The organism is Ningiella ruwaisensis (assembly GCF_004798935.1).
GTDB classification, from domain to species: domain Bacteria; phylum Pseudomonadota; class Gammaproteobacteria; order Enterobacterales; family Alteromonadaceae; genus Glaciecola; species Glaciecola ruwaisensis.
The window spans coordinates 301,511-322,836 of sequence record NZ_RAHT01000004.1; the positions used below are offsets into that span (position 1 = coordinate 301,511).

Here is a 21,326-nt window from a genome sequence, read left to right on the forward strand (position 1 = left end):
TATTTTCTCGCATTGCATTAGTTCGCACTGCCTTATTTTGCAGTGCCTTATTTTGTACTGCCTTGCGCTTTAAGTGCCTTAATTCGGCTCGATAAGCTAAACAAGCGAATAAAGCCTTCAGCATGAGACTGGTCGTAGACATCATCTGCCCCAAAGGTTGCAAAATCTTCTGAATATAAACTATTGGGTGATTTTCGTTGGATAACGCTTGCGGTGCCCTTATAAAGTTTCACCACAATTTCACCTGTAACAAGTCTGGCAAAACTCGCCGCACCGGCTAAAAGTGCGTCATTAAGCGCGGTAAACCATCGGCCGTCGTACATTACGTGGGCAAATTCAAGGCCGATTTGTTCTCGATACTTGAGAGCAGATTTATCTAAAACCAGGGTTTCTAGCGCCTTGTAGGCTTTAACCATGACTGTTCCTCCCGGTGTCTCATAACAACCGCGAGATTTCATGCCTACGAGTCTATTTTCTACAATATCAATTCGACCGACTCCGTGCGCGGAGGCGATTTGGTTAAGTTTTACAAGCGCATTATACGGGGAAAGTGCTTCGCCGTTGACCTCAGTTAGCTTACCTTCTACAAAACGCAAACTGACTGTTTCTGGTGAGTCGGGCGCATCCATCGGATCTACCGTCATGGTCCATACTTGTTTGCTTGGCTCACACCATGGATCTTCTAGCTCACCACCTTCATGCGATATGTGCCATGCGTTTGCATCGCGACTATAAATTTTGGTGGCAGAAGCGCTTGTTTTTATATTCCGTTTTGCCAGATAGTTTAGTAGATCTTCACGCGAGACCATATCCCATTCACGCCAAGGTGCAATCACTTTTAAATCAGGGGCGAGCGCAGCAAACGTACCTTCAAATCGTACCTGGTCATTTCCTTTACCCGTACATCCATGACTTAAGGCATCTGCACCCACCTTTCTTGCAACCTCTACCTGTGCTTTTGCAATCACGGGACGCGCCATTGAAGTGCCGAGTAAGTACTCACCTTCATAAACTGCGCCGGTGGTAATTGTGGGGTAAATGAAGTCTTTAACAAATTCTTCCTTCAAATCAACGATATGGCATTCGCTCGCGCCGCTTGCAATGGCCTTTTCTTCAAGCCCCTGTAACTCTTCATCACCTTGACCCACATCAGCGGCAAATGCGATAACTTCGCAATGGTAGTTTTCTTTCAACCACGGAACGATTGCGGAAGTATCCAAGCCGCCCGAATAGGCAAGTACGACTTTATTGATGTTTGACATGTTGTTTCCTAATTAAGGGTTGTAGTGATTGCACTTCATCTAAGACTAAAACTGTAAATTTTCATTTAATAAATAGCTCAAAATTGCATTTTGTGCATGCAATCGATTATTTGCTTGTGCCATTAATAGCGATTGAGGCGAATCCATCACTTCACCTGTAATTTCCAAATCACGGTGAGCCGGCTGGCAGTGCATGGCAAATTGCGCCTTGGTTTTCTCCATCAACGCACGATTAACCTGGTATGGCATAAACGACGCTTTGATGGTCTCCAGCGGCGTATTGTCACCCATAGACAGCCAGGTGTCGGTATAAATCACATCGCATGAACTTAACTCGTCAATATCATTTAGAAACTGCACTCCAACATCTTCGGCCATAGCAAGTTGAGTGACTTTGTCTCGAATACTTTGGTCAATTTCATGTCCTTTAGGCGTTACAACTATTTGGTGACAGCCTAAAAGTACACCTAATATGAGAAGCGAATGGGTGACGTTATTGCCATCTCCGATATAGGCAAGCGTTTTTCCTTTTATTCCGCCGAGATGCTCACGCATGCTTATGTAATCTGCCAGTGCCTGACAGGGATGGTACAAGTCACATAGCGCATTAATTACCGGAATTTCTGCCCCATTTGCCAGTGCTTCAAGCGTATTGTGTGAAAATACTCTCGCCACAATGGCATCAGCCCATTGGGCAACGTTGGCACCAATATCAATTGGATCTTCACGTTTTTTTAACTCACTGCCTCGACTATCGACGTAAACCATGTGGCCGCCGAGCTTGTGAATACCAATATCGAAACTTACTCGGGTTCTGAGAGACGGTTTTTCAAAAATCGCGACGACAGACTTACCCGCCAAGGTTTTTCCATATTTATCAGGATGCGCCTTTAAATCCAAGGCAAAATCGAGAAGGCGTTTCGCTTCTTCGCTTGTCCAATCAATAAATGTGAGTAAGTCCTGATGCATTGTGTGTCCTTTTGTCATAAGCTTTCATCTTATTTAATAGAGATCGTATTTTAGTAACGCCTCGATTAAGATACCTTTAGTCAGGCTGAATTTGGGTGCCAAACACGCCGTCAGAAAGACATAGCTTTCCGGCATCGTTCCAACTCCCTATCGTGACGGCGCTTTTAAGCATATTTGCGGCGTCTTGGGCCGCTTGTACTTTCACAATCATGCCGTCGGTTACCACTTTATTTGCAATCAACTCATCGATTAACATGGCACTCAGACTGTTGTATTTTATTTTATGCTGATTAAGCACGCCTTCAACATCAGATAAGAGTATGAGGCGAGCGCCAAGGAGCTGAGCAATGCAGGTTGCAGCATGGTCTGCATTAACGTTGTAAAGTCTGCCGTCTGTATCTGCGCCAATTGAAGCAATAATAGGCAACACGCCGTTGTCTAATGATAGCTTAAGTAAGCGAGAGCTTTTCCCCTCGGGCTGGCCAACGGCACCCAAGCTTTCACTCACTTGAGTACATTTTGCGATATCAGCATCGGCAAGTGTTAATCCCATTGGTGTAAGCCCAATACTGGTGCTATGAGCAACAAGTGTTTTATTTAAATAGCCGGATAATACACCGCTTACTGTTGGCATATGTTCAAATGGTGTGACACGCAATCCATCGACTTTATGGCTTTGCAAGTTCAACGCCGCCAGCTGTTGTTGCACCTGATCGCCACCGCCATGGACTAATACCACTTTTTTGCCTTGCGACTGAAGCGTCTTTACTGCATGTAAAAGAGGGTGCTTTGCTTGCGCTTGCAGGTTCAATTCATCGAAAAATCGCCCGCCAACCTTTAAGACTAGCATGTTATCTGTCATTTGATTTCAATCATTGCGTAACTAAACCTGCTGTCTCATCCAATCCAAAGCGGATATTTGCGCACTGAACTGCCTGACTGGCAGCCCCTTTAAGGAGATTATCAATGGCACTTGTTACCACTACGCAGCGCTTGTGCTTATCAAACGCCCAGTGTATATCACAAAATGGGGTATTTGCGACCTGATCAACTTTTGGCCAACTATCACATAGGCGAACGAGTGGTTTATTTTCATAGGCCTCGTTGAAGGCTTGGTCAATGTGGGAATCCATAACAGACTCATCTAAAAAAGCGGTGACGGTAGCCAATATGCCACGTTTAAACGCCCCTAAATGCGGCGTGAAAATTAAAGGCGTGCCTGCAAATTCTTCAATTTCAGGTGTATGACGGTGATTTAAAACGCCGTAGGCTTGAAGACTGACTTCAAAAAAGCTGGTTGTCATGGATGCTTTTCGTCCTGCACCACTTACCCCACTTACTGCGTTAATGATAGGCACTTGAGATGGACTTAGCAGACCGTTATTAATAAGCGGTTTTAACGCAAGTAACGATGCAGTGGGATAACACCCGGGGACTGCAACCAGTTTTGCCGCTTCTGCAATTTCTTTTGCGTACCATTCCGCCAGACCATATGCGCGCATTTGCAACATAGCAGCGTGTTGATGCTTGAAACCATAAAACTGCTCGAAAATATCGGCGTTACTTAATCTAAAAGCGCCAGATAAATCAAAAATCATTGCTTTTGTGTTGCTGAGCGTTTGCAGCCAGTCATGGCTAACTTCATGAGGCAGGGCCATAAAAATGACATCAAAAGCATTTCCGATTTGCGTTAATTCACTCCCTTTAAGCGCTTGTAACTTCAAGTCGCAGGTATGAGCAAAGGCAGGATGTACTTGAGAAAATGCACGGTTTGCATCCTGGCTATTTTCAGACACATAAATCGCATCCAAGCTAAATTCGGGATGCCGATGAATAATATTAACCAATTCCGCGCCAGTGTATCCACTTGCACCTAGTACGCATGTTTTTAACATTCTAAATTTATACTTTTTTATGCTCTAACTACTGATAAGTCAAAGCCGGTTGTGTGATCATGCAATTTTGCCTAATTGCGTTCAATGCAAACGCTGTCATGGCGAATATCATTGCGGTTTAAGCTGCACAGTATTAAAGAGCGCAGAGCTTAGCATAATAAAATATATATGCAATAAAATTGATTAAAAATGCATATAATTGACAAGTGCATCAATAAATATCCAATTTATTCGCTCAAACATATCGCTAGATGACAATAAATTATAAAACTTAAACTATAAATTTTGACTGCTTTGCCGATAAATTATTACACAGTCTATACCTTGTTGCTGGAGCTAAGGGTGATTAATATTAATTTAAACGATGAATACAAACGCACGCATACTATTTTTCGCTACGTATTGCTTGCCCAGTTTGTAATAAGCGCAATAATTGGCTATCTCACCGACACGCTCGCATTAGGTATGGGTATCGGTGCGATCATCATCGCACCCGCATTATATTTAGGATTAAGTGCATATAAATCAGCGTTGACGCGTCATGTGGTTGCAGTAGCAACACAATTAATGGCAGCGCTACACATTCAGCAAACGATGGGAATGACTGAAATGCATTTTCAGGTGTTTGTGATACTGGCTTTTTTAAGTTTCTTCCGTGATTGGAAAGTTATCGTCACAGGCACGGTTGTAGTTGCAGTGCATCATATCGGCGGATTTGTTGTGCAACATTTAGGCGGAAACCTCATTGTATTTGAAGATAGTAAGCCTGCCTTTCTAATTCTATTGATCCATGCTGCTTTTGCCATAATAGAGTGTGTTGTACTTGCATTTATGACTCACAAATCCCGCGTTGAAGCAAATGCCGCTCTGGCCTTGCAACAATCCGTGGAGCGAATGGTTGGGGAAAATGGCTCCATTGACCTTGATGATATGCACCTAAAAGAAGTCAGCCATCTAGGTCATTTCAACCTGATGGTTACCACGGTGAAAGAGCTGGTAAGTAAAGTCTACAAACTAGGCGAAGAGTTGCTTTGTTTTGCTGAAAAGGTAAAGACATCGTCTGATAAGCTTGACCAAACCGTAGATGCGCAAAACGAACAAGTCAGTTCTATTTCGTCAGCCATGCGCCATATGACCACGAGCATTCAAGATGTTGCTTCTTTGTCGCAAGATGCAAACCAGTACGCTGAGAACGCCAAAGGCAAAACAGAAGAAACACGTACAGCAATTGTTGACAGCCGCAACAACATTGGCCAGTTAAAATCCACTTTACAAACTACCTCAGAAGCCATAAGCGATCTCAGCGGCAAATGCCAAAATATTGCAGAGGTTATGCAGTCGATCAAAACGGTAGCAGAACAAACCAACTTGCTCGCCTTAAACGCAGCCATTGAATCTGCGCGTGCTGGCGAACACGGAAGGGGGTTTGCAGTGGTAGCAGACGAGGTGAGAAACCTTGCTATAAAGTCAAAGGAAAGTGCAGAAGAAATTGAGCAAATTACAACAATATTGACCGCAAGCGCCAACCATAGCGTCGAAAATATGAATAACTGCGTGGATATGGTGAATATTGCTGTTGAGTCATCAGAGCTTGCTACGAACAACATGCAGCAGGTATTAGACACCATTGCGGTGGTAAACAGCAACGTGACCAACGTTGCGGGCTCCGCCACAACACAAGCTAACACATCTGCGTCTATCAGCCAGTCGGCAGAATATTTAAACGAACTGTTTGTAGATGAACGCGCACAGGTGAGAAGCCTTCAACAAGACATTATTGCATTAAACCGCATTAGCAATGAGCTTGGTGAACAACTCAGCAAGTTTAAAATGTAACCTTTGAGTGTTATGAAGCAACTAGCATATTCAGACGGCAAAAAGGCGACTGGCGACACATGAATGGCAAGGTAATATTGAAATGGAGTCTTGCAATTATTTGGTTTGCCGGCGCTTCATTTCTTGTGCTTTCGATGAATACACAAACTACTAAAGCTTTTGATCATGATTTGCGCTTGTCCCAACAGTTAATGTCGCTTGAGTTTGAAACAAACTTTAGCGATTTACTCAATGAGCTCACTAACGAGCAAAGCGCACAAAATCCAGTTAAACGTTTGATTCATTTTGAGTCTGAGCAGCCTTGTTTTTGCCAAACCTTGGCACAAGCGCACATTAATACCCTTAATAGCATGCTTGAAGATAGTGATGTGCATATCAACACTTTAAATGTGAGCAAGATAGCGATTCTCAAACACTATGTTCCTTCCACGCCCGCAGTGGCGGTGATTGATTCGAATGGGGAGCTTGCATACTTTGGCCCCTATTCAAGTGGTAGTGGTTGTTTTGGACGCTCAGGCGAAGTCAACGAAGTCGTTAAGCAAAGGTTTTTAGAGCCCAATGCATTGACGCTCAATAGTCATGAATTTTCTCGCGCTATTATTCGCGCAGAGGCAAGAGGATGTTATTGTCATCAATCATAAAAATGGGCTTGTCAAAAATAAGCCCATGCGATTAATCGATACCCTGACTTGTCACTTAACTGTTTAACTGCCTAATTGATGATTGCGTTCTCTCTTTGGCTTTTTCCCGTCGCGATTTTTCATATTTTCCATCATGGTTTGCAATGTTTCGCGTTGCGAATCGTCAAGTACGCTTAGCATTTGATACTGGAAATAGGCTTGTTGCACACCCAATTCAATTTTAGCCTGCTTTTGTTGCGCTTGTAATGCTAGCCATGCATCAGTATTAAATTCGTCACTGAATATCAATGTTTGCTCTGCATCTTTAAATGTTTTGAATTCACTACGATGCGCTTGATTATAAGACTGTTGTTGCTCTTTGATTGCTTGTAATTGGCTAAGCTGTGAGTCGCTCACATCTAGTCGTTTAGCCAATTTCATGATATCCAATCGACGCTCGCGATTTCCTGGCTTTGCTCGTTTATCCATATCGCTTGCATTATTTAAGACCTTTGCCAATTCAGCTTTTTGTTCATTGCTTAAAAGGCTATAGGCCTCATGTTTGGCATTGGCAATATTCAGAGCGACTTCAGTTGAGTGGTCCACACGAGTGCTCACTATTTGTTGCGCTAACTGTGCGTCCCAACTGCTTTTTTGCATTAATACCTGCATATCGCTTTGCATGGTATCGCGTTCACCTCGGTATATTGCATTATCTGCTTTGGTTTGTGAAAGAATTTGCCTGATGTCTTGCTGTTGCGCTTGTGTCAGATCGAGTCGCTCAAAAAGCTTATAAGGGCTTTGTGCCAGGCTAACGCTGGTTATAAGCATTAAACTTGCCAGCGCAGCCGCTTTGAATGCAGGACCTTTGACCAAGCTTACTGCAAAGCTGGACCTAAGTTCATGTATAGGTGCTAATATGTGCATAAATACGCTCCAATTATATTTCGCTAATTTTTTAAAAAATGTATCCGCAATATGCTCACTGCGGCTTTTATTCAGTTTTATAATAGGAAAGCGCAAGTAAAGTTGTGCATAGCAAAGGTAAAGATTTCGTAAAGATGCCAGAAAATCTGCGTCTGTCGAGTCATAATAACTCAGTAATGAAGCTTAATCGGTTTTAAAAATAGGGATGTAGGATAGGCGATGCAAAACACCGGCGTTCAAAAAGTAGACCAAACGGCAAATACAATATTGCTTATCGATGATGATAAGGCTTTAGGCGATTTGCTGTGTGACTATCTCAATCAGCAAGGTCTAAACGCGAGTGCGGAGCAATCTCCCTTAAAAGGATTAGAGTTGCTCAAAAGCGGTGGATATGACCTTCTTTTATTAGACGTGATGATGCCGCAATTAGATGGCTTTGAGCTACTCAAGCAATTACGCCAGTTTTCTGCCATTCCGGTTATTATGCTCACCGCTAAAGGGGATGATTACGATAAAATACTCGGGCTTGAATTGGGTGCGGATGATTATTTGCCAAAACCCTTTAATCATAGAGAGTTATTAGCTCGCATCAAAGCACTGACCAGACGGCTCGACCCTAGCTCAGGCTTTATCAAACAAAGCAAAATGGAGCTACATGATATTGTTTTAGACGAATCTACCCGCGAAGTTAAGGTAAAAGGGCAAACACTTGCTTTGACAGGAACAGAATTTTTGTTTCTACTGCATTTAATGCGAAGCAAAGGGCATCTTTTATCTAAAGAACACCTGAGTCAGTCGGTACTTTCACGACGACTGATGCCCTTCGACAGAAGTCTTGATATGCATATGAGCAACATTCGTAAAAAACTCAGTGAAGCAGGCGTTGATAATGTAATTCGCACCGTCAGAGGGAGCGGCTATATGATGGTGGCAAATAGCCATTAAAAAAGTGAAAAAGAAGCAGTGATGAAAGAGCAGTGAAAAAGACAATCGCGTGGCTGTCACGTTTTAACCCCATCCGTTCTATTTTCGGAAAAATCTTCCTGTGGTTCTGGCTATCAGTCTGCGCACTTATTATCGTTGTATTTTTGCTTGCGCGATTTTTAGCGCCACCTGTCGATATTTCAGAACCCACGCAAGCAGATTTAGAGCGCGTTGAAGGGCCCATCAGAATGCTTGGTTTAGCGCTTCAAAGAGAAACCCCTTTACCGCGAGCCTTACGACGAGTCGCCAGTCGCGGCCGCTTTCAGCTTTTAGTTGTGGAATTGGAAACAGATGCGCTTATTTTAGGCTTTCCGTCGCCTATACTGCCACCAAAAAATCCTCTTGTTGAGTTGGCAGAAGCAGAGCAGCCTTTTCACATTAAAGCGCCGAATATGGAGTTTATCGGACCATTTAAATTTTCGCTGTCACAAGCGAAAAAAAATGGACTGATGTTAAGCGATGAGCAAGCCTCACATGCACTGTTTGTTGGTCGACTGCTCAAACGTGAGGAGCGAGAGTTTCAGGCAGTAGGGATTGCTTTGTTTGCCATATTATGTGTCGGCACTTTACTTTGCTTTCTTTTAGCCAAGCGCTTGACTGCGCCCATTAAACAATTGCAACAAATATCGAAGCAGTATGCCGATGGGCAATTGGATGTTCGCACGCAGTTAGCCCAAACCCGACAGGATGAAATAGGACAATTGGCGCGTGATTTCGAGCTTATGGCTGACAAAATTGGCGCCAGCATGCAGCATCAGCAAGCTTTATTGGCCAACGTTTCTCATGAGTTACGAACGCCGCTCACCCGCTTGCAGTTAGCGGCCGCCATGCTAATGGAAAGTAAACAAGAGCTGGTCTCACATGGTGCTCAGTATTTACAGCGTATTGAGCAGGAAGTCATTACAATGGACAGGTTAATTGCGCAGATCCTAAAACTGACACGCTTTCAAAATATCAATGCGGGCTTGAGCGAACGAAAGCAGGCTTTCTCATTGTTGCCTTGCCATGATATCTTTTCTCAGAGTATCAAGGATTTGCAGTTTGAAGCGCATGCCAACGATATTGAGCTTTCAGTAAATGCAATGCCTGAGGTCTTTATTGAAGCAGACCAAGAGGCGCTAGTCAGTATGCTTGAAAATGTAGCGCGAAATGCGATTCGCTTTGCCAATTCAAAAGTTGAAATAGATTTTCGTGTGCTTGATCACGATGCTTCTCAGTCTCAAGGTTTAACTATCCGTATCAGTGACGATGGTCGCGGCGTGGCGCAATCGGATTTACCACGGCTCTTTGATCCATTTTATCAGGCGGCTTCCAGCCAAAACTCAAGCCAAAACCCAAGCCAAAACTCAGTCCAAAATTCAAGCCAAAGCGAACAAAAGCCAGGTAAGCAAATACAAAGCGAAAATCATGGTTTGGGGCTTGCTATCGTGAAGGCGGCTGTTGAGCTTCATAATGGAAAAGTCGAAGCATCTAAAGCGACGCTCGGAGGTTTATGCATTTGTATCACCTTGCCGTGCAAACAAAAGTAAGCGAATGCCAGCAAAAAAAGCCTGTCGAATAATAACTCGACGGAGTTGCGCGATGAGCTTTTCAATTAAAAGTACGATATTATTTAGCGTATTATCACTACACAATATCTCTACACAGTATCACTTAGTATACTTTCCTTAATTGGAAAAACTTAAGTAGAAAATTTCAGTGGAAAAACGCAGTCTTGTATATTAGCGATGAATCAAACTTGGATGATCTGTACCGTTCGGTTTTGCCAAAGTTTTTGGATGAACATACACAAAGCGGTTATTATCAAGTTACTACGGCGCACGCGCGCAGTAAACGCACTCCGTCTATTCATTACAGGTTGTGCGTAGCGCCTGAGGCCCGTGCCTGGATAGTCATTCTGGTCGGGCGAGCTGAGGCGGTGTCAAAATACGCTGAAATTATTTATGAATGCTACCAAAATGGTTTTTCAGTTTTTTGCTTTGATCATGTCGGCCAAGGGCAGTCCAGTCGCCTGATTGATGATCCACAAATGGGTTATATCGATCATTTTTCTACTTATCTTCATGATACTCAAGACTTATTTAAGCATGTACTTATACCCGCTAAAGCGCAGGCACAGCAGGGGCACTTAGCTAATTATTTGCTGGCGCACTCAATGGGTGCGGCAATAGGTGCTTTACTGTTACAGGAGCAAGCATTAAAACATATCAATTCATCCAGCGGTCAGGCAATTTCTTTTTCAAAGGCGGCTTTATGTGCGCCAATGTTTGGGATAAGCGCCCCAATACCTAAGTTAGTCGCCAAATTGATTGTTTTATTTGGTTCTCAGATCCATCGTTTATTGAAGGTTCCGGCAGGCTACTTTTTAGGTCAAAGCCAATATACGGAACTACCTTTTGAAGAGAATAAACTGACTTCAAGTAAAGTACGCTACAAGATATTTAAGCAATGGTTTGCGAAGAATAAAGAAGCCCAGTTAGGTGGTGTCACTTTTCAGTGGCTCAATGCTGCGCTTAACGCGATGGATGAAATTGAAAAGCAGGCAGATAAAATTCAGATACCTACGCTTATCCTTCAGGCGAGTAAAGATAGAATTGTGGATAATCAGAGCATGACTCGAGTAATCAATAAAATGCCAAATGCAACAAAATTGGAGATTGTAGGCTCTGAGCACGAAATTCTCTTTGAGCAAGATGCTTATCGCTTAAAAGCTATCCGCGCTATTTTTAATTTTTTCAATACAGAGCAGTCATGTTAGATATCGTTTTATATCAGCCAGAAATTCCACCGAATACGGGTAATATTGTGCGTTTATGCGCAAACACTGGGTACTCTTTGCACTTAATTGAGCCTTTGGGTTTTGACTGGGAGGCTAAAAAGCTGCGTCGGGCGGGGCTTGATTATCATGAGTTTGCTCGCGTGCAGCGACATTCAAGTTTTAAAGATTACCTTGATAGTCAGCAGCCCAAACGGGTGTTTGCGATCGAAACTAACGGTAAAAAATATCATCACCAAGTGCAGTTCTCACAAGGAGACGCACTGGTGTTTGGACCAGAAACACGCGGTTTACCCGCATGCTTGGTTGATGATATTGGAAAGGAATCTTGTGTACGTATTCCTATGTTACCCGGAAGTCGAAGTATGAATTTATCTAACGCTGTATCGGTTATCGTTTACGAAAGTTGGCGGCAACTGGCCTTTACTGGCGCAATATAGCAAGTCTTATTATAGGTTTCACTATTCTGTCGTTTGCTCTCGCCCTAAAAGCGCCAGAGCTGCCGCTTTGGCGTCTTTACCCTCGTAAAGTACCTTATAGATTTGCTCGCAAATTGGCATTTCAACATGTTGTTTTTTAGCAAGAATATGCACTTCGTCAGTATTTCTGTATCCTTCAACCACTTGTCCGATACTTTCAATGGCATCTTCTACGCTCATGCCTTGACCCAGAGCCAGACCAAAGCGGCGATTTCGGGATTGATTGTCGGTACAAGTTAATACCAGGTCGCCAAGACCCGACATCCCCATAAATGATTCTGCGCTCGCCCCCAAGCTCATACCCAGGCGCTTCATTTCGGCTAAACCACGAGTGATAAGCGCCGTTCGTGCATTTGCACCAAAACCTAAGCCGTCTGCCAAGCCAGCGCCGATCGCAATTACATTTTTAACTGCGCCACCCAATTGCACGCCTACCAGGTCATCATTTAAATACACGCGAAAGTTTTTGGGATTATGTAGCATTTGACTAAAGCTCTCTGCCAAATCAGGACAATTACTCGACAGCGTAATTGCGGTGGGCATGCCAGCAGCCATTTCTTTTGCAAAGGTGGGGCCTGACAAAACGGCTTTAGGAATGTGTTCACCCAAGATATCAACGACCACTTCCTGCAAGAGTCGCCCGGTTTCAGGCTCTAAGCCTTTCGACGCCCATATAAGCTTATGGTGAGGTTTAATTAACGGTGCAAGCTCTTTTAACATCGGCGCGAACGCATGACTTGGAACCACAACCAGCAAATACTCACTGGCTTCAACGGCCTGCTTGAGGTCGGAAACGGGGTGCAAAGCCTCTGGGAAATGAAAACCATCTAAATACTTTTCATTCATTCTGACGGCATTCATAGCAACAATGTCTTTCGCGCTTCGCCCCCAAAGATAGGTAGGATGGCCGTTTCGACTTAAACAAAAAGCAAGTGCAGTGCCGTAAGAGCCTGCGCCAAAAACACTTACACTTGCTTTATGAGTCATCACGCGTTACAACTAATTAAGCATCAAGCTTTGGTGATTCGCCTTGAGCACCTTCTTGCGCGCGACGTTTTTGCATATACGCGGCAAATATTGCATCAAAGTTTACAGGAGCCAGATTTAAAGCTGGGAAGGTACCGCGATTTACAAGGTTTGAAATTGCTTCTCGCGCGTATGGAAATAATGTACCCGGGCAAAAAGAACCAAGCAAGTGCGCCTTATTGGCATCAGGCATGTCACCCACAGCAAAAATACCGGCTTGCTGCACTTCGCACAAAAAGCCTGTTTCCTCTCCCAGAGTCGCAGTCACAGTGACCGATAAAACCACTTCATAAAGATTTTTCTCGAGCTCTTGCGTGCGTGTGTCTATGTCAAGTTTAACTTCTGGCTTCCATTCTTTTTGAAAGATGGCCGGCGCATTAGGTGACTCAAATGAAATGTCTTTGGTGTAAACGCGCTGAATATTAAACTGCGCTTCTTGCGGTTGTTGAGCTTGCGCTCCTGCTGAGTTGTTAGCATCTTCGGCCATGGGTATTACCTATTGAATTGAGTGTTTAAAAAAACGCCAGTTTTTGGTTGAAACTGGCGAACTACCATTTATATTTTTATGCACTTAACAGCGCATCGAGTTTCTTTGAGCCTTCAAGCGCAAATAAGTCATCGCAACCGCCCACATGAGTCTCGCCTATGAAAATTTGTGGCACGGTTGTGCGGCCATTAGCCTTTTCGACCATTTCAGCTTTTAATTCTGGCTGCTGCATTAAATCAAACTCAGTAAACGAGACACCTTTTTGCGTTAAAAGTGCTTTAGCACGGCTACAGTAGGGGCAATAGTCTTTTGTATAAATTACTACGTTTTGCATAATTTGATTGAACCTTATTTGTCTTGCTGCCGATTGAACTTCAAGTCGTTATGCTTTAGTGACGGGCAAACCAGCTGACTGCCATGCATTCATTCCGCCATTAAGAACGGCTACTTCTGTAAAACCTTGCTTACTCATTTTACTCGCTGCACCGCTGGCAAGGTTGCCCATAGCGCAAACAACGATAATGGGTTGCGATTTAAATTTTTCAAGTTTCTGAAAATTTCCTTCGCGCACTTCTTCTGGCTTTATTTGTCTGGCGCCCACTATATGACCGGCTTTGTAGTCTTTTAGAGGCCTGATATCCAGAACAATGGCGTCCTGTTTATTTATCATTAAGGTTGCAGCGTGATTGTCAACACGTTTAACTTTCGATAAAAGTGGGCTGATAAAGGAGTAAATCACCAACACCAGCAATACAACCCATATAATGGATAAAATGGGGGTGGACTTTGCAAATTCTAAGACCTGTTCCATGAAGACGGATTCCTGCTCACTACGGATATTGATAACAATAGTTATAGTGGTTTATGTACGCAAAACCGCGCAAACCACATAAACAATTCAGTCGATTCACACACGCAGAACTGCATTAACAATCTAGCACTGGCAAAAACGAACGCGAATTATATAGAAAACCGAGTGAAAAAACACGCCTTAAGTCAAAGCACGCTGCCACCGTGTTTGACGAGCAAAGGGATGATTTTCAATAATGATGATGAATTGGTCCCTTATTGCTGACTTATTGCTGATAAATTGTATAACTGATAGATTGTAGTATTCGAGCGTGCTTTAATTATTCACATATCATTCAGACGAAAGTAAAAGGATTGAAATGACATCGCAAAAAAAGCCATTGGCCCTGCTTATCCTAGACGGTTGGGGATATAGAGAAGATACAACAAATAACGCTATTGCGGCTGCCAAAACGCCCAACCTGGATCGTTTATCTCGCGAATATACTTCAACATTAATTTCAGGCTCAGGTCTTGACGTAGGCTTGCCTGAGGGGCAAATGGGCAATTCGGAAGTGGGGCACGTGAATTTAGGTGCAGGTCGTGTCGTGTATCAGGACTTCACCAAAATTACAAAGTCCATTAATGATGGCGAATTTGGTGAAAATAAAGCAATCAGTGATGGCCTGGACCACGCAATATCAAATGATAAAGCAATACATGTATTGGGCTTACTGTCAGATGGCGGCGTGCATTCCCACCAAGACCATATTTTTGCTGCACTTTCCCTTGCTCACAAAAAAGGGGCTAAACGTGTGTATTTGCATGCATTTTTAGATGGTCGTGATACTCCACCGCGCAGCGCAGAAAAATACCTCGCTCAAGCTCAGCAGTTATGCGACAAACTTGAGGGAGTGGAAATAGCGTCTATTGTGGGTCGTTATTTTGCAATGGACAGAGATAATCGCTGGGATAGAGTCGAAAAAGCATATAACTTAATTGTAGATGCGAAAGGTGAATACAAGGCCAAGGACGCTTGCACCGCTATCGCTGAGTCTTACGAGCGCGATCAAAGCGATGAGTTTGTTAAGGCAACGACAATAGGAGATTATCCTGGCGTGCAGGATGGCGACACTATTTTGTTTATGAATTTTAGAGCTGACCGCGCCCGTGAACTTTCACATGCCTTAGTTGATGAAGATTTTTCAGGATTCAAGCGAAACCGCGTTCCGGATACGCATTTTGTGATGCTAACCGAGTACGAAACCACGCTTAAAGTACCTTGCGCCTTTGGGCAAGAAAATTTGGTGAATGTTATGGGAGAATGGCTTGCAAAAAACGGCAAGACTCAACTTCGTATTTCTGAAACCGAAAAATTCGCGCACGTGACCTTTTTCTTCAGCGGTGGGAAAGAAGATGAATACGAAGGTGAAGATAGAATTTTAGTGAAGTCGCCTGATGTTTCGACCTACGACTTACAGCCTGAAATGAGTTCAGAAGAATTAACCGATAAGCTATGCGATGCCATTCGCGCTCGCAAGTATGATGCGATTATTTGCAATTTTCCTAATGGCGATATGGTAGGACACACTGGCAATTTTGATGCGGCTGTGAAAGCTTGTGAAGCGGTAGATGCCTGTATCGGTCGAATTGTCGATGCCTTGCAGGAAGTGGGCGGTGAATGTCTGATCACTGCCGATCATGGCAATGCGGAGCAAATGGTTGACCCAAGCACTGGCGTTGAACACACTGCTCATACATCCGAACCTGTGCCATTTATTTACGTTGGTAGAAAGGCAAGCGCTCAAAAAGGTGGCACGTTAAGTGATGTTGCGCCTACCATGCTCCATTTGATGGGAATGGAGCAACCTGAAGAAATGACGGGCAAACCTATCGTAACGCTCGATAACTAGACATTGAGACAATAGTTGTTGCAGATGCATATAAATAGTGGGTCACATTTTACTAGCAAACTAAACATATTTGACGAATTACAAATATCTTTGTTGCGTATGTGCAGGCCCACTTTTTTTTACCTTGTCACACTCTTTCTGTTTTGTATTTGTTCTCCTCATTCTCTTGCTCAGGACTCTCGTCTTGATTTAGAAAACATTCAGTCATTGATTGAACAGACAAAAGCGCAATTAGAAGAAAAACTGGAAGATTCTGAAAGGTTGCAACAAGAGCTTAAGCTTGCTGAACTTCAAATCGCTGAAGCGGCAACGCAACTTAATCAAACTGACAATGCGCTTAAAGTTACTCGTTCCGAAATTAATAAATTGGAGTCGGAAAAAAAGCAGACGCAATCGCAAATAAACACACAGGAAGCCTTTTTGGCGAATCAAATCAAAAGCGCTTTTATGGCTGGTAACTATGATTTTGCCAAGATGATCTTTAACCAAGATGAAGCCGGAAAGTTTGAGCGGGTAATTACTTACTATCAGTACCTTAACAATGCGCGACTGGAGCAAATTACCCAATTTCGACGTTTGATATCAACCTTGGAAAGAGTTCAAAATGAGTTAAACGAGAAAGAAAATCAGCAAATTATTTTGATTGCGCAGCAGCGCAAACAAGCAGAATCTTTGCGAGAGCGACAGCAGGCGCGTAATGCCTCACTTAAAAAGCTAAATGCCGAAATCGAGTCTGACCAGGCTCGTGTTGCCCAGTTAGAGCGCCAGGAGCAAAGCTTATTGAATGCCATTGAGCAGGCAGAGCTTGAAGCCAGGCGCGCTGCGCAAAAAAGTCAGCAAGCTCAAATCGCTTTATCGGGACTCACTCGTTTGAAAGGACAGCTTCAGGTCCCAACTTCAGGGAGCATAAACCGTTTATTTGGTAAACGTCGACAAGGACAGGTGCGCTGGAAAGGAATAGTTATTAACTCTGCGGCCGGAACACCCGTTAATTCAGTAGCTGCCGGAAAAATCTTGTATGCAGATTGGCTAAAAGGCTTTGGATTGGTCACCATTGTTGACCATGGTGAGGGTTATATGAGTGTGTACGGTCGCAATCAAGCCTTACTGAAAAGCGTTGGTGATAGTGTTGAAGCCGGTGATACCATAAGCCTGGTAGGCAATAGTGGTGGCCAGGCGCAACCGGGCTTATATTTTGAGATTCGACATAAAGGAAAAGCGCTTGATCCCAGCCAATGGCTACGACGAAGCTAGATCTTCGCTATTAAGTCACGAGTTGAAAAAGCTTATAAGCGCCAAGACACAATACGACCATCACAACGAAAATCCCCAGCATATTGTTCAAACCCGAATTTCGATGCGCGCCCATCAAGCGTTTATTGTTGCACACAATCAGTAAAAGTATAGCTGAAATAGGCAGCAAAATAGCATTAGTGGCTTGCGCAAGTACAATAAGTACGAAGGGTTTAATGCCAGAAACCGATACCATCACTCCAGTAACTATGATTGAAATACTCACCGCTTTAAAGCGCCAATCGCTTAGCTGAGCTTGCCATTTAAACAAGCCTGAAATTGCATAGCTCGCTGCCAGAGGTGCGGTAATTGCGCTTGTTAGACCTGCAGCAAACAACCCCAGCGCAAAGAATAATTTGGCATATTCGCCTAAAAGCGGCTCCAGTTGGGCAGCGATATTGCTGGTGTCGATGCTTAATCCTGTGGAAAAGTAGGCCGTTGCTGCTGATGACATGACGGCAAAAGTAACTAAGCCTCCTATTCCAATGGACGCAAAAAGGCCTGCATTACTTTCCATGTTTTGCTGCGTATTTTGCTCGGTGTTTTCCGCGGTATTTTGTTGCTTGTTTTGTTCTTTATTTTGTAAAGGAAACGCCCTATTACCTAATTCCAGTTGACGATCTCTTGCACTCATTCCTGCATGCAAAAATAGATTGTAAGGTACGATCGTGGTGCCGATAATAGCCAATAGCAAGGCAAAATCAGAAAACAGACACGATTCCATTCTTATTCCTGCGACAAGCGCGGATGTATCTATGCCGGCAACAAACATCAGGCTTATAAAAACCACCGACATAATGCCAACCAGGCAAACCAGAACGGCTTCAATTACTTTATATGCATTTGATAGCAGCAGGGAAGCGGCGATAATCCCCAGTATTATTGCCCATATTTCAATGCTTAGCCCAAAGCTGGCACTTAGTCCGAGCGCTGCCCCGGTTAGATTGCCGCCTTCGTATGCCGCATTGCCCACTCCAATTGCTGTACAAATAAGAAAACTTGCCAAAATCTGCCAGAGACGGCTTGATGACTGTGTAAGAATAGCTTCAGAAAGCCCTATACCTGTTATTCTGCCAAGACGTGATGCCATCTCCTGTAAAACGCAGGTGGCAATTAGAGCAAATACCAAAGCCCAAACCAATTGATACGCTAATTCAGCGCCTACGATAGAAGCCGTGGTGACAGTACCCGGGCCGATAAAAGCGGCAGTTACAATGAGTCCTTTGACTGCTGAGCGCACGCTAACTCCTTGATTGTATTTGCGAGTTCTTAAGGTATGATTGCATGTATTGAAACATTAACACAACTGTTTGGCATGACCCTTTCACAATTGTATGCAAATAAAGAGCAAGTGCACTTTCTTCACACACAGTATTTTGTTGAGGGGGCGATTACAGGTGCCTGCGCCGTTCCTGAAATTCCGCTACCGGATACTTGGCTACCATGGGTAATCAAAACGCATAATAAGATACGCGATAATGAGCAGGCGCAGCAATTGTTTGACGTATTGTTTTCGCATTTTAAGCATGTATTGGCTGAAATGAAAAGCGCGAAAATGACACTCCCAAATTACGCGAAATTTAAAGATGCCAATGAATCCTTTGAGCTGGAGCAATATTGCAAAGGATTGATGCTCGCTCACCAGTCAAGCGAATCGGTGTGGCGGCACGCCTGGCAACGTATGCAAAAAAACGAGCCAGAGGCGGCGCCGAAGTTGGCGAAAGATTTGAAACACTGTTTGATTGTATTTTCCACATTCGCAGACATCAATGCAGCGATTTCCCAAGCGAAAGAGCGAGGCGATGATATTGAAAAACTTAAAACAAGCTTGCCGGCAATTGCTGAAACCTTAGATGCTACCCTGACGCAATACGTGACAATATCAGGCAAATTGGCACAGCATCTGCCCAATCAATTCGAGACTTTTGAGCAGACACCCCAAAACGCCAGTTAAAACGGTTTTAAGATTGCCAGTACAACGATTGCCAGCAGTGCTAGAACAGGTACTTCATTCAGAAATCGATAAAACCGGGGGCTGTGCGTGTTGGCATCTTTGGCGAAGACGTTCACCAAATGCCAAAGATACATATGATAAATATAGAACAAGGTAACAATGGTCAGTTTTGCATGAAGCCAGCCGCTTGCGCGAAGCCAGTCAAGGCCGTAGATGTAGATGATGGCGACACCCAAGACGAGAGTAAGTAAAGCAAACGGGGTGATAAATAACCATAGCCGTCTCTCCATCACCTTGAATTGTTCGCTTACGCTTTTTTCTCTTGTTTCAGCGTGATAAACAAATAATCGTGGTAAGTAAAAAATACCGGCCATCCAGGCAATCATAAAAAATACGTGGAAGGCTTTTAGCCATAGTATTGTCACATCAACTCCTAATGTTGCTGCCTAAGCAAATAGTTATGCACCATATTCCAGGTGATCACGCCAATGATGCTCTGATTATGATCAACAACGATAACCGCACCCTGACGTTTAGTTTGCAACACATCGTGTACATCGGCAATGGTGTGTTGTTCGCTCAATACAATTGTTTCGTGCATGGTGATAGGTTGTTGGTTGTCGTCTAAACTGATATTCAGCTCAACGATTTTGGCAGAAGATAATTTGTCCGAAGCCTGATTGATGACCGTTTTATCTGGATGCGCCTGCAAAAAGTCATAGAGATCTTTGTCTTGCGCCATGCTGAAATGTTTAATATCCGTTTTCATCATTGCCAAGACACCGGTTTGCTGCAGCATGTCCCGAATAGGAGAAGTAGTGTAGGGCAAGTTTTGATAATCAAGCTGCTGAATAAAGACAGATTTATTGTTGCATAGCTGCTTTGCAGTCACATAAGCACTCACGATTACAATCATCGAGGGCAAAACAGCTTGTGGACTGGCTGCCAATTCCATTGCCGCTGAAAGTGCCGCCATAGGGGCATGTAATACAGCCGCTAAAAAGCCTGCCAAACCTAATAGAGCATAGGTAGTGGTCATATCATGCTCAATAATTACATTAAGCGGTTGCAGTAATAACACACCTAAAAGCATGCCAATTACCATCACCGCGCCAATGATGCCACCTGGAACACCAAGTGCAATCGCTACCACCGCTAAAAAGAATTTGGCGGCAAATATAGCGACAAGAAAGCTCACCTCAAAATCACTGGTCAGTAGTTTATCCACATTTATAAACTCTGCGCCTAAGCTTTGCGGCATAAAGTAGCCCATGGTACCGGTTATAACAGCTGCAATTAGCAGTCTACCAATCATATTAACCGGTCTGAAAATTTGCATCGTCCACATCAGCTGCTTATTGAACGCAGACGCGAAAATGCCGATGATTGCGCCCATCAACACTAGATAGGGAAGCTGACTGACTGCAACCGGCTCAAAATTTAAAAAGCTCAGTTCACTTACATCGCCGAACACGGCGCGGGTGAGCACCGAACCGCATGCAGCAGCAAGCATGATGGGAATAAAAATATGGACCTTATATTCCCTAAGCACTACTTCCATAACAAAAATTACTGCAGCGAAAGGGGTATTAAATGCTGCGGAAATTCCTGCTGCAATGCCGCAACCAGCCAGGATGCGTAGACTGTTAAAAGGCAAACGTAAAAATCGACCGACATAATGACTGGCAGAAGCAGCCAAATGAACAGTTGGCCCCTCTTTACCTACTACAAAGCCGCTTGCTAAGGCTAATATGCCGCCAAAAAACTGATTGATTGTTGTGCGAAGAGGTATGTGGCCGTAAAACTGTTTTACACGGTGAATAACGAAAGGAATTCCCATTCGATAGTGTTTGAATCCGGTAAATTTCGCCACGATAATAATTAGGATGACAGCAATAATAGGCAATGCGAGACGATGAACATCATCTAAATGCGCGTAATTGCCGATTCCGTCAAGCAAAGACACGTGCAATAATGACAAGATTAAACGAAATATAATGATCACAAACGCAGCTATTAATCCGCCTGCAAGCCCAACCAGGCAGAGTTGAACAGATGTGCTCGGGTGCGAGAGCGCCGCGCGAAGCGACTGCAACATTTGTGAACGTGACGACAT

21 protein-coding genes are annotated in these 21,326 nt (G+C 43.7%); 9 read left to right on the top strand and 12 right to left on the bottom strand.

Features of this window, described 5'->3' with window-relative positions; genetic code table 11:
* Positions 1-47: 47 nt before the first annotated feature.
* The 4 genes from D6V41_RS10375 to argC form a co-directional block, all read right to left on the bottom strand.
* The gene (locus D6V41_RS10375) at positions 48-1,262 is read right to left on the bottom strand and encodes an argininosuccinate synthase (protein WP_136251435.1); all 1,215 of its coding nucleotides are present in this window, start codon (positions 1,260-1,262) and stop codon (positions 48-50) included.
* A 45-nt stretch (positions 1,263-1,307) separates the two neighbouring features.
* On the bottom strand, positions 1,308-2,231 hold the full coding sequence (locus D6V41_RS10380; protein ID WP_136251573.1) for an ornithine carbamoyltransferase: 924 nt from the start codon (positions 2,229-2,231) through the stop codon (positions 1,308-1,310).
* A gap of 76 nt (positions 2,232-2,307) precedes the next feature.
* Positions 2,308-3,081 (bottom strand): acetylglutamate kinase, encoded by a 774-nt coding sequence (gene argB, locus D6V41_RS10385; protein ID WP_241664512.1) that lies wholly within the window; start codon positions 3,079-3,081, stop codon positions 2,308-2,310.
* Positions 3,082-3,103: 22 nt separating this feature from the next.
* Positions 3,104-4,126, bottom strand: a complete 1,023-nt coding sequence (gene argC / locus D6V41_RS10390) for an N-acetyl-gamma-glutamyl-phosphate reductase (protein ID WP_136251437.1) — start codon at positions 4,124-4,126, stop codon at positions 3,104-3,106.
* Between the two features lie 342 nt (positions 4,127-4,468).
* On the opposite strand from argC, the gene D6V41_RS10395 reads away from it, so the two are divergent.
* Both D6V41_RS10395 and D6V41_RS10400 read left to right on the top strand, forming a co-directional pair.
* Positions 4,469-5,962 (top strand): methyl-accepting chemotaxis protein, encoded by a 1,494-nt coding sequence (locus tag D6V41_RS10395; RefSeq protein WP_136251438.1) that lies wholly within the window; start codon positions 4,469-4,471, stop codon positions 5,960-5,962.
* A 59-nt stretch (positions 5,963-6,021) separates the two neighbouring features.
* Positions 6,022-6,603 carry a DUF6436 domain-containing protein gene (locus D6V41_RS10400; RefSeq protein ID WP_136251439.1) on the top strand — a complete coding sequence of 194 codons (582 nt, stop codon included), beginning with the start codon at positions 6,022-6,024 and terminating at the stop codon, positions 6,601-6,603.
* A gap of 63 nt (positions 6,604-6,666) precedes the next feature.
* Here D6V41_RS10400 and D6V41_RS10405 read toward each other — a convergent pair whose 3' ends face one another.
* Positions 6,667-7,509: a Spy/CpxP family protein refolding chaperone gene (locus D6V41_RS10405; protein WP_136251440.1), complete on the bottom strand. Its 843-nt coding sequence runs from the start codon at positions 7,507-7,509 to the stop codon at positions 6,667-6,669.
* Between the two features lie 219 nt (positions 7,510-7,728).
* On the opposite strand from D6V41_RS10405, the gene D6V41_RS10410 reads away from it, so the two are divergent.
* From D6V41_RS10410 to trmL, 4 genes are all read left to right on the top strand, one after another.
* Complete coding sequence (locus D6V41_RS10410; protein WP_136251441.1) at positions 7,729-8,454, top strand: response regulator transcription factor; 726 nt, start codon at positions 7,729-7,731, stop codon at positions 8,452-8,454.
* Between the two features lie 32 nt (positions 8,455-8,486).
* Positions 8,487-10,022 (top strand): ATP-binding protein, encoded by a 1,536-nt coding sequence (locus D6V41_RS10415; protein ID WP_136251442.1) that lies wholly within the window; start codon positions 8,487-8,489, stop codon positions 10,020-10,022.
* A gap of 185 nt (positions 10,023-10,207) precedes the next feature.
* Positions 10,208-11,251 (top strand): alpha/beta fold hydrolase, encoded by a 1,044-nt coding sequence (locus tag D6V41_RS10420; protein WP_136251443.1) that lies wholly within the window; start codon positions 10,208-10,210, stop codon positions 11,249-11,251.
* Positions 11,245-11,709, top strand: coding sequence for a tRNA (uridine(34)/cytosine(34)/5-carboxymethylaminomethyluridine(34)-2'-O)-methyltransferase TrmL (trmL, locus tag D6V41_RS10425; protein WP_136251444.1), 465 nt, complete (start codon positions 11,245-11,247; stop codon positions 11,707-11,709). Before D6V41_RS10420 ends, trmL begins: the two co-directional genes overlap by 7 nt.
* A 21-nt stretch (positions 11,710-11,730) precedes the next feature.
* On the opposite strand, the gene gpsA is transcribed toward trmL, so the two are convergent.
* From gpsA to D6V41_RS10445, 4 genes are all read right to left on the bottom strand, one after another.
* On the bottom strand, positions 11,731-12,735 hold the full coding sequence (gene gpsA, locus D6V41_RS10430; protein ID WP_136251445.1) for an NAD(P)H-dependent glycerol-3-phosphate dehydrogenase: 1,005 nt from the start codon (positions 12,733-12,735) through the stop codon (positions 11,731-11,733).
* Positions 12,736-12,751: 16 nt separating this feature from the next.
* Positions 12,752-13,261: a protein-export chaperone SecB gene (secB, locus tag D6V41_RS10435; RefSeq protein ID WP_136251446.1), complete on the bottom strand. Its 510-nt coding sequence runs from the start codon at positions 13,259-13,261 to the stop codon at positions 12,752-12,754.
* Positions 13,262-13,337: 76 nt separating this feature from the next.
* Positions 13,338-13,595: a glutaredoxin 3 gene (gene grxC / locus D6V41_RS10440; protein ID WP_136251447.1), complete on the bottom strand. Its 258-nt coding sequence runs from the start codon at positions 13,593-13,595 to the stop codon at positions 13,338-13,340.
* A 48-nt stretch (positions 13,596-13,643) separates the two neighbouring features.
* A complete protein-coding gene (locus D6V41_RS10445) occupies positions 13,644-14,072 on the bottom strand; it encodes a rhodanese-like domain-containing protein (protein ID WP_136251448.1) in 429 nt (142 codons plus the stop codon).
* Positions 14,073-14,430: 358 nt separating this feature from the next.
* On the opposite strand from D6V41_RS10445, the gene gpmI reads away from it, so the two are divergent.
* Together gpmI and D6V41_RS10455 are read left to right on the top strand one after the other, a co-directional pair.
* Positions 14,431-15,963 carry a 2,3-bisphosphoglycerate-independent phosphoglycerate mutase gene (gene gpmI, locus D6V41_RS10450; protein ID WP_136251449.1) on the top strand — a complete coding sequence of 511 codons (1,533 nt, stop codon included), beginning with the start codon at positions 14,431-14,433 and terminating at the stop codon, positions 15,961-15,963.
* 207 nt (positions 15,964-16,170) lie between these two features.
* Positions 16,171-17,217, top strand: coding sequence for a murein hydrolase activator EnvC family protein (locus D6V41_RS10455; RefSeq protein ID WP_241664513.1), 1,047 nt, complete (start codon positions 16,171-16,173; stop codon positions 17,215-17,217).
* A gap of 10 nt (positions 17,218-17,227) precedes the next feature.
* Here D6V41_RS10455 and D6V41_RS10460 read toward each other — a convergent pair whose 3' ends face one another.
* Positions 17,228-18,496 (bottom strand): Nramp family divalent metal transporter, encoded by a 1,269-nt coding sequence (locus D6V41_RS10460; protein ID WP_136251450.1) that lies wholly within the window; start codon positions 18,494-18,496, stop codon positions 17,228-17,230.
* Between the two features lie 75 nt (positions 18,497-18,571).
* Here D6V41_RS10460 and D6V41_RS10465 point away from each other — a divergent pair, with 75 nt between their 5' ends.
* Positions 18,572-19,210, top strand: a complete 639-nt coding sequence (locus tag D6V41_RS10465) for a UPF0149 family protein (RefSeq protein WP_136251451.1) — start codon at positions 18,572-18,574, stop codon at positions 19,208-19,210.
* Here the strand turns inward: D6V41_RS10465 and D6V41_RS10470 are convergent.
* Together D6V41_RS10470 and D6V41_RS10475 are read right to left on the bottom strand one after the other, a co-directional pair.
* On the bottom strand, positions 19,207-19,635 hold the full coding sequence (locus tag D6V41_RS10470; protein WP_136251452.1) for a CopD family protein: 429 nt from the start codon (positions 19,633-19,635) through the stop codon (positions 19,207-19,209). The two genes, D6V41_RS10465 and D6V41_RS10470, sit on opposite strands and share 4 nt — an antisense overlap.
* A gap of 8 nt (positions 19,636-19,643) precedes the next feature.
* Positions 19,644-21,326, bottom strand: a complete 1,683-nt coding sequence (locus D6V41_RS10475; protein ID WP_241664514.1) for a chloride channel protein — start codon at positions 21,324-21,326, stop codon at positions 19,644-19,646.